Origin of the sequence: Anabaena sp. UHCC 0253 (assembly GCF_009712085.1) — a bacterium.
GTDB lineage: Bacteria > Cyanobacteriota > Cyanobacteriia > Cyanobacteriales > Nostocaceae > Dolichospermum.
Map to the genome: position 1 here is coordinate 1 of NZ_VILD01000017.1, position 10,437 is coordinate 10,437.

The window sequence follows — 10,437 nt, forward strand, 5'->3', positions numbered from 1 at the left end:
ACGACGACGAGCGACTGCGGGGCTGAATAAGGGTGAGGCGAAACATACTCTGAAAGAGCGGTGTTTTTTAATCGTCTGGGTGAAGTCCGCGATCGCTCTTATGAAGACCAATTTTATCGGGCTAGTGGGTTGAATTTGGTGGTGGCGGCGATTGTTGTGTGGAATACGGTGTACACAGAAAAGGCTGTTGAGCATTTGAAACAACAGGGTATGGATATTCCTGAAGAGCATTTGCAACATTTATCACCTTTGGGTTGGGAGCATATCAATCTTACTGGTGATTATGTCTGGAATTTGAAGCAGGCAACCAGCTTTGATAACTTGCGCCCTTTGCGAGTTAAGGAAAATAAGTATCGCTCAAATCCTTGATGGATAAAGCTTTCAGCCTTAGCGTACAATTTTCCCGTTTTGGCACGGTGACCCCTTAAATATCGGATTACAGAATCAGATTTATGCTCCCCTTTTTCTGGATTGGGCTGACGTTGTTTTAAACCCCGAATGGGATTGAACTTAATATAACCTTGCTCCACCGCAAAATTAAACAAACTTTGCAGTATTGCTTGGTACTTGCGATGAGTTGTATAGTTACAACCTGATAAACTTTTTAAATACTCAATTAAAGTCTGCTTACCGATAATTTCTATTGCCCAACTACCGTATTCTAAAAGTATTGGTTTCAACGCCAATTCATAAGTACGTTTGGTACTTTTAGCTAAATCAGGACGTGACAAAAACTCAGTAATAACAGTGGCTAAAGTAACAGTCAATTTCCCTCCAAAATATGTAATTTCTATCGAGACAAACAACTATTATTTAATATATCTTGTGAAGATAATTTAGGATAATAATGATGATTCTTTATGGATACTTTTAATAGTCCTTTACCGCAAGAACCTCTGGGAGAGTACATTAAGCGATTGCGTGTGAAATTAAAGATGAGTCAGAATCAACTAGCTGTTGCGGCTGGTATCCACCTACATTCCTTGGGCAAAATAGAACGGGGTATCACCACGAGATTAAATCACAAAACTCGTCGGGGGTTAGCCAGGGCTTTATCAATCCCCAGCGAGTATTTAGAGGCTATTTGCAGCGGTGCGGAAATACAGCAAGCATTTACCAGTATTAAATTTTGTCCCCAATGCTGGACTCCTGGTACACCCACAGAACCAATTTGGAATGATATCAGGTCATTACACTGCTTTCTCTGCGGGTTTGGGCTGATAGATCATTGTCTTAAATGCGGTAAATCTGTGACAACTTTTCAGCACTCTTACTGTCCTTATTGCGGGTTTTATTACAAAGATACGATTGTTAAAATTGCTAAGTAGCCATCATCAATTGTGTACACCAGGACATGATGAAAAACTTCTGATTCCCCTCTTTACTTGCGGGTTGGGGTCGTATTTTCAAGTCAGGTAGACACCAATGAAAATAAAAAACACTCAAACCCAAAAAAAGTGACTATTTTGTTTTATATCTATAAAATCAATACCCATATGGACAATCAATACCAGAGTGACATCTATAGAACGTACCGCTTACCCCAGATTCAAACGCCAATTTACCACTAAAGAACTTACGGACATTTATACCCCAACTAAATCAGAAATTGCTTTTGCTTATGCGACAGCTACAGGTGAAGGTAATATTTTGAATCTACTCGTCATCTTAAAATCTTTTCAAAGGCTAGGTTATTTTCCCTCGCTTACAGATATTCCACTAAAAATAATTAACCATATTCGCAACCATTTAAAATTTGCCACTGATATTGTTTTAGGCTATGAAAATAGTAAAACAATGTACCGACATAGGACAGCTATCCGCGAATATCTTCAAGTTAAATCTTTTAATCAAACTGCACGACATTTAGCAGTATCTGCGGTGAATGAATCAGCCCAAGTGATGGATAATCCTGCCGATTTAATGAATGTCGCCATTGCCGAATTAATTAAAAATAGATATGAGTTACCAGGATTTAATACATTAAATAGATTAGTTCGCCGAGTCAGAAATATAGTTAATCAAAATTTATTTAACTTGATACTTGGTCGCCTAAGTAATGATTATCAACAACGCCTACTCGACCTTTTAGATAATCATCCAGTAGAATATAGAAGTCTCTATAATAATCTTAAGCAACTTCCTAAACGTCCCACCCGTAATCACCTCAATGATTTAATTGTACATTTAATCTGGATTGATTCTTTGGGAGATATTAAACCACTTCTAGCTGATATGACAGCAGCAAAGATTCAACACTTTGCTGCCGAAGCTAGAGTATTAGATGCCAGCGAAATCAAAGAATTCAATTTACCCAAACGGATGACTCTCATATTATGCCTGATTTACTCAGCGAGTATCAGGACGCGAGATAATTTGGTGGAGATGTTTATCAAAAAAATGCAGTTAATTCATAATCATGCTAAGAAGGAATTAGAACTTATTAAACAAAGATATCAAGAAACAGTTGAGAAGTTACTAGGAGTTTTTAGTAATGTCCTCCAAGTATTGGTTGATGAACCATCGGACGATAAATCTGACAAAATTAATAAATTTGATAAATTTAATGAAGTCAATAAATCTGATGAAGTTAATAAATCTGATAAATTTGAGCAAGTTAATCGTCTACTTCTTCCTGAAGGTGGTGCTGAACAATTATTGAGTGAATGTGAAGCCATCAATGCTTATAAAGGTAATAATTATTTCCCTCTATTATGGCGATTTTATAAAAGTCACCGCAGTAGCTTTTTTCGGTTGTTAGGTGCTTTGAAATTTGAATCCACTACTAGCGAACAGAGTGTAATTACAGCATTAAATTTTATTCTCGAAAATCAGTCACGACGTGGTGAATTCTTTAATCATACTCTTGATTTAGATTTTGCTTCTCCTCAATGGCAGAAGCTTTTAGTTGTTGAACAAGGAAGTAAAACTAAAATTGTGCGTCGCCATCTGGAAGTTTGTGTTTTTTCTTACTTAATGGCTGAATTGAGGTCGGGGGATATTTGCGTCAAGGGAAGTGAGAATTATGCAGATCATCGAGAACAGTTGTTGCCTTGGTCAGAATGTTTACCGTTGATTGACCAGTATTGTCAGGATTTGGGTTTTGCCAATAATGCGGTTGGTTTTGTGGAACAACTCAAGTCTTTGTTGACTGATACGGCTTTGAAGGTGGATGCTGGTTATCCTGATAATCGTCAATTGGTGATTAATGATTTGGGTGAACCTGTATTAAAAAAGTCTGTGCGTCATGATTTGAGTCCGTCGGCTAAGGCTTTGCTAGATGCTGTGTCAGAACGGTTTCCCGAACGTAATTTGATTGATATTCTGCGAAATGTTGATTATTGGACTAATTTTACCCGCCATTTTGGCCCAATGAGTGGAAGCGACCCGAAGTTAGAACGGGCGACTGAACGCTACCTTTTGACTAGTTTCACTTATGGTTGTAATTTGGGACCGACTCAGGCTGCAAGACATATGCGTGGTGTTGTCACAGGAAAGGAAATATCCTTTGTTAATCGTCGTCATGTGAGTGTGGATAAACTGAATGCTGCTCTTGTGGATATTATTAATCGTTACAATGTTTTAAAGCTGCCGGGAATTTGGGGTGATGGGACAACGGCGGCGGCGGATGGGACTAAGTATGAACTCTATGAGGAGAATCTGCTATCTGAGTATCATATTCGTTATGGTGGCTACGGAGGGATTGCTTACCACCATGTTTCTGATACTTATGTGGCACTGTTTAGCCATTTTATTTCCTGTGGGACTTGGGAGGCTGTTTATATTATTGAGGGGTTGTTGCAAAATCTTTCTGATATTCAGCCTCATACGATCCATGCTGATACTCAGGGACAATCAACGCCTGTGTTTGCTTTGTCACATATGTTGGGGATTAAGTTAATGCCCCGAATTCGCAATTGGAAGGATTTAAATTTCTTTCGTCCAAGTGATGATACGGTTTACAAGCATATTGATTCTTTGTTTAAGGATACAATTGATTGGGCTAAAATAGAAAACCATTGGCAAGATATTTTGCAGGTTGTTTTGTCAATTCAAACTGGTAAGATTTCGAGTGCAGTGTTGTTACGAAAGCTGGGAAATTATAGTCGGAAAAATAGGTTATACCAAGCTTTTCAAGAGTTGGGACGGGTGATTAGGACGGTATTTTTGTTGCAATATATTTCGGATATGAAGTTGCGACAACAGATTACTGCGGCGACAAATATTGTTGAGGCTTATAACGGTTTTTCTAAGTGGTTTTTCTTTGGTGGTTTTGGGGTTATTGCTAATAATGATCCGGTTGAGCAGGAGAAGATTATTAAATATAATGATTTGGTGGCTAATGCTGTTATTTTCCAGAATGTTGTGGATTTAACTGATGTTTCGCGGGATTTACTGAAGGCTGGTCATTTGATCAATCGTGAAGATGTGGCGGCATTAAGTCCTTATATGACTAGCCATATTAAGCGTTTTGGCGATTATTTGATTGATATGGAGGCTGTGCCGAATTTGTTGGATGACGATGGGCTTTTGGTTTTGGCTTGATAAGAAAGTGAAGGTAGTTCTGGTAAGGGTTGTAGGGTTTTTGTTTACAAAACTTTACAACGTGTCCCATTTTGCAGGTATCCCGGCTGTACCCCAAATAGTTACAAATAATATTTTGTCATGTATTACACGGGAAATTTCAGAAATTACCCCATCTAATGCACCACTTTTTTCTGATTGCTTACCAAGTATTACACGGTATGAGCAGGAGATAGAAAAACTGAAAATCCAAGTACAGAATCTTCAGAAAGAAAATTTAGAGCTTCAGGAGCGGTCAGCCATTACCTTTGTGCATGACGTTATAGATTTTGAGGCAATACGCATACGCGATCGCATTTTATTTGAATTGAAGTTGGGACGGCAAGCTTCAGGTTTTAAAACAGCACAGAAAGCACTTAATCAATTTATTCAGGAAATAAAACTTCTTGTAGCAGTTTCTAACTGGTGTTAAAACTGCTACAAGAAGTTACTCATGATTTCTCCAAATTGATTAGTTTTTATCGTTTTTTAATGTAAAGAAATATTTCGCCAACAGTGTCAGATATCCACCCCAGATTACAGAAGCTACATCATTTACCTTCAAATATAACCATTGCCGAAATTGAGAACATCTTAAAGGATGTCAAAATTTTGATGACTTCAGAGCAAATATTAAAAACTTTAGACCACATTTTTGCTTTAGTTCCTCTGTCTATTCCTTGAGTGGGAAGGGAGTACCCGACCATGGTGATGCCAATTTTGGTTTTTCTTGACAACCAATACCCATTGCTAATAATCCTGGCCAATACAAATAAACTAATATCTCTAAATTCTCGCCAAAGGTATAGAGAAAAAGAATCATCACAATACTTAAGCCAACTTTGGCAGTTTCTCGTCTACTGTCCGTTGACTTAATTAACAAATCAACAAAACTGAACCCCAAGGGAATAGCTAGAGCCATAAACCCAACAATTCCCTTGACAAACAATAAACCTGCCCAGCTGTGGTGTGAACCAATGGGCATATGCTCAACAATGTGGGGTCCTTCTTCAACTACACCATGTCCCCAAATTGGAGCTTCAGTTTTCCAGCGATAAATAGCAATGTCTTTTAAAGCCATGCGTACCCGTGTAGATCCTGCTCTTGCGCCCTTGAAAGCTTCCCAAAAATTATCAAAGGCAACAATGATTGATGGGGAAAAAATGCCAGCAAGGTAACTAAAAAACCCCATTCCGATCAGCATTCGTGGTCGAGTCAAACTAGATAAGACATTTGTCAGTAAGGGGATAATAACAATGCAAACCTGAGCCATACGGGATTTACAAACAAAACACATGACAACTGATCCTGCTAGTCCTAACCTGCGCCATTTTTTATTTTTTTCTTGCAAGGCCAGCATAAAGTTAACATTGCCCACAAAACCTAATGCTGGTCCCCAAGGGGTAAATAGCCGCCAACGCAAGTCACCTGTGCTGCCATCAATTTCATAGAGAGGCACATCAAAAAATTCATTACCTGGTCCCCCTACGGCTTTGAGTGGTGAGACATAGAGAACTTGGGGTAGGTGCAAAGAGGGTGCTAACAGTAAAAAAGGGATAATCAACAGGGTATGAAAACCCACAACACACACGGCTCGATAAATTATCTGGGGGCGGATTTTTAAGCATCCTGCTAAGGGATACAGAGCTAATGCAGCCCAACCTTTAGCCCAGCCAATGGAGGATTTAATGATTAAACCTGTTGGTAAGTTGTAGTCGAGATGTCCGGCTATCAATGCCACTTCCATCATCAGCATTCCTGCTATCCAAATCCACAAAGACCAGGGGATGACGATTTTTTCGTCGTCTGGGGTGTTTTCAGTTTGAGCTAGGACTTTAATTAGTAAAAATATTAGCAGTAGCCAACCCAGGAGAGCGCCGACAACATAAAGCCCGCCGAAAAGCCAGATAAAATAGGTGTTAGCGATCGCCCACCAGACAACTTTTTCTGGCACATTCTCTGGTTTAATATCATCTTTTTTGGTCTGCTTTACCATCTATTTCCTTTAAAAACTCCTGAACTCCTGAACTCCTGTACGGGCGAAGCATTCGGAAAATATTCTTTGGCAAAAACTGATAATTTATCACCCGAATGCTTCGCCCCTACTCCGAACTCCGAACTCCTTGCCCTGAGCGAAGTCGAAGGGCTGACTCCTGCATCATGATATCCACTTAGATAGCTTTTCTATCCAGGGTTTACGAATCCATAGCAAACCAAGACCAAGGGTGGAAAAGACCGAACCGATCACTGCTCCAGCGAGGATAAAGTTCTTCTTGGGAGCAGTAGGTTCATCGGGTAAACTAGGCTCCATTGCCATTTGAATTAAAGGATAGGTTGAAAACACGTCTCCTTGTCCTAAATCTAATTTGGTAAGGGTAGATGCAAATACCGCTTCAGCGATCTGTTGATCTCGCTTCAAGTTTTCTAAGATTGATTGCTTTTGAGAGAGATTATCCAGACGCTTTTCCAGTTGCGCGATCGCTGTGTCTAATCCTTGAACTTGGGCTTTGAGTCCTTTTTGATCTGATTGATAAGTTACCAAACTCTGGAATAATGTATCCCGCCCAGATCCGTTCACAGCTAAAGCTAAACGATTGAGTGTGTTAGGAGTTAGAGGCTTTCCAGATAGATATTCACCACGCTGGAGTAAGGCTACCCAAGATGCATCTTGCCGTTTTGTTTCTTTAATTACTTGGGGATGATTGACTCCAAACTTAGTGATTAAAACTTCTAATGTGGTTGTAGCTTCACTATAATCCTTGAGGTTTTGTTGAAAAATTTGGTCTACGTGGAGAAGAAAAGCTGTTGCTGCTTCTACGGGGGAAAGTCCCAAATCCTCGGACAACTGCTGCATTCGTTTGTTAGTCATCTGCTCTTGGGCATTAGTTTCTGCTCGCAACCGGCGTAGCTGTTCAATATTGGTAGATAAATTACCTACTTGATCAGGAAAACTCAGCCCAGAACGTATTTTGTATTCCGAGAGTCGTTTTTGAGCCTCCTCTAATTTGTGTTGGGCTGAAAGCAAAATTTCCTGGGAAGGTTTTCCTCGCTGACTAATTTCTCCATTTCGTAAAACATTGATGTGGCTGACTATTGCTTGATAGAGAGCCAATGATTTATCCCTTGCTTCTTCTGGACTTTTGCCAGTAACTTCAAACAACATGATCGTTGTGTTGTTTAAAAGTTTGATGCGAGGCTTTGGGAATTTATCAGCCGGAATTTTAGCGATCGCTGCTGCGGCTTTTAAAACGCGGTCACTTGTAAAAATATACTCAAGATTTGCTCTCGGATCATAAGTAGAACTCCCCAAAGCAGAGCCAGTAGAAGAAGACGCTTGACCAATACCCGGCAGGTTGACGCTCACTCCCAAACTACCACTACTGAGGATTAAACCCCATTCGCTGGTGTAGGTAGGTTGGGTGACTTTCAAATACTGGAGGGATGCCCCCCAAATCAAAGTGTTACCTAACGCACTGAGGATGAGATATCGTAGCCAACGCCCTTTGAATAAACTCCCCAAATTGACCATTTTAAAAACTAAAGGTTCTTGTGTCATTTAAACAAATCTCGCAAAATGGGGATAGGGGATAAAATGGTTTGGATGACATCCCGAAATTGCACAACTTTTGAGTCATAGCAGGTAACAATATCATTAGCCTGTAAAAAAGGATTGTTAGCATCGCTGGTGGAATTTGTCAGCAGATCATTGATATGGCGCTGCAAGTAAGTAGTTTTCCCAGTTAACTGCTCAGTAGTTACCAAGATTGCTTTGCGTTCGGCATTTGTTCCCCTTGTCCCCCCAGCACAGTTGGCTGCTGTCACCGCATGAGAAAAGCGAGAACCATAAGGAAATGAAGTGGCATCACGTCCAATCCCAGAAACAGCATTACCCGTAGCTGGTACGGTGAGATTGGAAAGGAATACTTTCACCCCAGTTGGGGTAATTTGCGAAGGACGCACAAGTTCATTCTGCATTTTTCCTGAATCTGGAACAATAATGCGATCGCCTGCAATTAACGCTACATCTGCAAAAGGTTCACCGGTCAAAACCCCAGATAAGTCAACAATGCGGGTTTCTCCGTTACGAATCAATCGAATGTTTTTGATATCAGCAGTAGGTTTAACACCACCAGCATCACGGATAGCAGTTGCCAAATAACGGTTCGGTGGATATTGTCCGGCCACTGGCACAGGAGGCTGTGTTCTCTCACCTGGGGAAGATTCATTGATAAATACCCTTCCTGGTAAAAAGGTCGCCCCACTGACAAACACCTCCACAGGTCCCCACTGCACTACTTTGAGACTCACCTGGAGGAAGGAGCGTTGGAAAAAAGCCCCATCAATTAAGGATGTGGTTAGATTTTCTTCAACTTGCTCTGGTTCTAAACCCACAACAGGCAATGGAGTTAAATAGGGAATCTCCAGATTGCCTTCTAAGTTAACTTCAAAAATCCCACTAAATTCTGTTCCTTCTGGGATAGTTACCTTGACACGATCTCCAGGAGATAGGGGCAATGCCAAACTAGGTGTGGCCAAGCTTAATGTTGCAAATATGGTATTACAAAGTAAACGTTTAAGCATCGTCAGAGAAAATACGTAAGTATGTACTTCGGAAATTTGTGATAATAAAAGACTAAACTTAGTAGTATTTACAGCTAGAGAATCTAGTTTACATTTGCCCTAATAACTAATATTTATTATACTGTATGACTTAAGATGCAAAATGCCCTTTTTACGAATTTAAATAACGATTCAGCCAGCAGTCAGGAGTAATATTACGTAATTTACGATTCTACTACTGATATAAATCAGGGTAATTATTGAGATGTACTGACTCAATTATTTATTAGCAATCATAAAAAAAATTATACAAATTTTATTTGACAACTGACTCACATTAAGTATATAAAAATAATACAGGTTTTTTAAAAGAAAGCATTTCTCTTCAGTAACGGTGTTTGCCATCTCAGGAAGTGCTGGACATCTACTAATAACAAGGCAGCACAGCAACTCAAGGGCTTTTCGGGGGGAAGGCCATCTATGTGGGGTTTAAATTCCTATTGATTTTACGTTGGGTTGAGATCAGGAAATCCAAATAATCAAAGCTTTTGTTGGGTGGCGTTATTGCTTAACCCAAACTACTATTGTCCGGGCATCTACCAGTCAATTAATTATGAGAATCTCCATTATGGGACTCACCATTGGTCTGGTAAACACTTATTCAACGCTCAATATTGGTGATGCAGCCATCTATAGTGCCTTAACTGCTCTAGCATCTGAGGCTGAAGTTGTTGCTCAATTCCAAGATTCAGTACCGGATTACATTCCCGGTTTGCAAATTGTGCCGCAGATTAGGCATTGTGATGCCTATATTAGTGTCGGTGGCGATATTTTTACCCACATTCCGCAGATACTAAAGCAAATTTAGGAATTAAAAATTTTCATAAATAAAAGCCTGAAAAGATTGCCTAGCAAAGATTTCAGGCTTTTATTTGTTAAAATAATCAAATCAAATAGAGATGGGAAAAACCATGAAAGAGTCTCAAGTTGGCATGAAAATCCTAAATATAGACCATTTGGGAATAGTAGCAGGAATAATAGACGAAATGGAATTGGTAGAAGAAGTGAATAAAATAGTGGGAATAAAAATAAAAGAAACCCTAACACCAGGACAAGTAATAAAAGCAATGATTTTAAATGGATTAGGCTTTTTAAGCGCCCCATTATATCTATTTGGAGAATTTTTCGTAGGAAAATCAACAGAACATTTAATAGGAGAAGGAGTATTAGCATCACATTTAAATGATGACAAACTAGGAAGAGAACTAGACAAGTATCATCAAGTAGGAACAACAAAAATATTTACAGCAGTAG

9 protein-coding genes and 1 pseudogene are annotated in these 10,437 nt (G+C 39.5%); 6 read left to right on the forward strand and 4 right to left on the reverse strand.

The features are described from left to right. A pseudogene (locus FJR38_RS26515) lies at window positions 1-369 on the forward strand (Tn3 family transposase); the annotation flags it as partial. Here FJR38_RS26515 and FJR38_RS26520 read toward each other — a convergent pair. After that, complete coding sequence (locus FJR38_RS26520; protein WP_168540544.1) at window positions 282-767, reverse strand: phage integrase N-terminal SAM-like domain-containing protein; 486 nt, start codon at window positions 765-767, stop codon at window positions 282-284. The pseudogene FJR38_RS26515 and the gene FJR38_RS26520 overlap by 88 nt on opposite strands. Window positions 768-860: 93 nt before the next feature. Between FJR38_RS26520 and FJR38_RS26525 the strand changes: the two genes are divergently transcribed. The 3 genes from FJR38_RS26525 to FJR38_RS26535 all read left to right on the forward strand — a co-directional run bounded on the left by FJR38_RS26525 (window position 861) and on the right by FJR38_RS26535 (window position 4,996). Further along, window positions 861-1,328 carry a helix-turn-helix domain-containing protein gene (locus FJR38_RS26525; RefSeq protein WP_168540546.1) on the forward strand — a complete coding sequence of 156 codons (468 nt, stop codon included), beginning with the start codon at window positions 861-863 and terminating at the stop codon, window positions 1,326-1,328. A gap of 187 nt (window positions 1,329-1,515) precedes the next feature. After that, window positions 1,516-4,545 (forward strand): Tn3 family transposase, encoded by a 3,030-nt coding sequence (locus FJR38_RS26530; RefSeq protein WP_168540548.1) that lies wholly within the window; start codon window positions 1,516-1,518, stop codon window positions 4,543-4,545. A gap of 61 nt (window positions 4,546-4,606) precedes the next feature. Next, entirely contained in the window at window positions 4,607-4,996 is a 390-nt protein-coding gene (locus FJR38_RS26535; RefSeq protein ID WP_168499099.1) for a hypothetical protein, read from the forward strand. A gap of 240 nt (window positions 4,997-5,236) precedes the next feature. Here FJR38_RS26535 and FJR38_RS26540 read toward each other — a convergent pair whose 3' ends face one another. The 3 genes from FJR38_RS26540 to FJR38_RS26550 form a co-directional block, all read right to left on the reverse strand. After that, window positions 5,237-6,559, reverse strand: coding sequence for an O-antigen ligase domain-containing protein (locus FJR38_RS26540; protein WP_168499103.1), 1,323 nt, complete (start codon window positions 6,557-6,559; stop codon window positions 5,237-5,239). 162 nt (window positions 6,560-6,721) lie between these two features. Beyond that, window positions 6,722-8,119 (reverse strand): GumC family protein, encoded by a 1,398-nt coding sequence (locus FJR38_RS26545; protein WP_168499105.1) that lies wholly within the window; start codon window positions 8,117-8,119, stop codon window positions 6,722-6,724. Next, entirely contained in the window at window positions 8,116-9,144 is a 1,029-nt protein-coding gene (locus FJR38_RS26550; protein WP_168540550.1) for a polysaccharide biosynthesis/export family protein, read from the reverse strand. Before FJR38_RS26550 ends, FJR38_RS26545 begins: the two co-directional genes overlap by 4 nt. Before the next feature lie 607 nt (window positions 9,145-9,751). Here FJR38_RS26550 and FJR38_RS26555 point away from each other — a divergent pair. Next, complete coding sequence (locus tag FJR38_RS26555) at window positions 9,752-9,991, forward strand: hypothetical protein (protein ID WP_254449595.1); 240 nt, start codon at window positions 9,752-9,754, stop codon at window positions 9,989-9,991. A gap of 103 nt (window positions 9,992-10,094) precedes the next feature. Continuing rightward, on the forward strand, window positions 10,095-10,437 hold a 343-nt coding region (locus FJR38_RS26560), incomplete at its 3' end, for a DUF4277 domain-containing protein (RefSeq protein ID WP_168540552.1).

Coding starts and splice junctions, on each gene's coding strand:
- FJR38_RS26540 (WP_168499103.1), bottom strand. CDS start 6,559: ATGGTAAAGCAGACCAAAAAAGATGATATTAAACCAGAGAATGTGCCA.
- FJR38_RS26545 (WP_168499105.1), bottom strand. CDS start 8,119: ATGACACAAGAACCTTTAGTTTTTAAAATGGTCAATTTGGGGAGTTTA.
- FJR38_RS26555 (WP_254449595.1), top strand. CDS start 9,752: ATGGGACTCACCATTGGTCTGGTAAACACTTATTCAACGCTCAATATT.
- FJR38_RS26525 (WP_168540546.1), top strand. CDS start 861: ATGGATACTTTTAATAGTCCTTTACCGCAAGAACCTCTGGGAGAGTAC.
- FJR38_RS26550 (WP_168540550.1), bottom strand. CDS start 9,144: ATGCTTAAACGTTTACTTTGTAATACCATATTTGCAACATTAAGCTTG.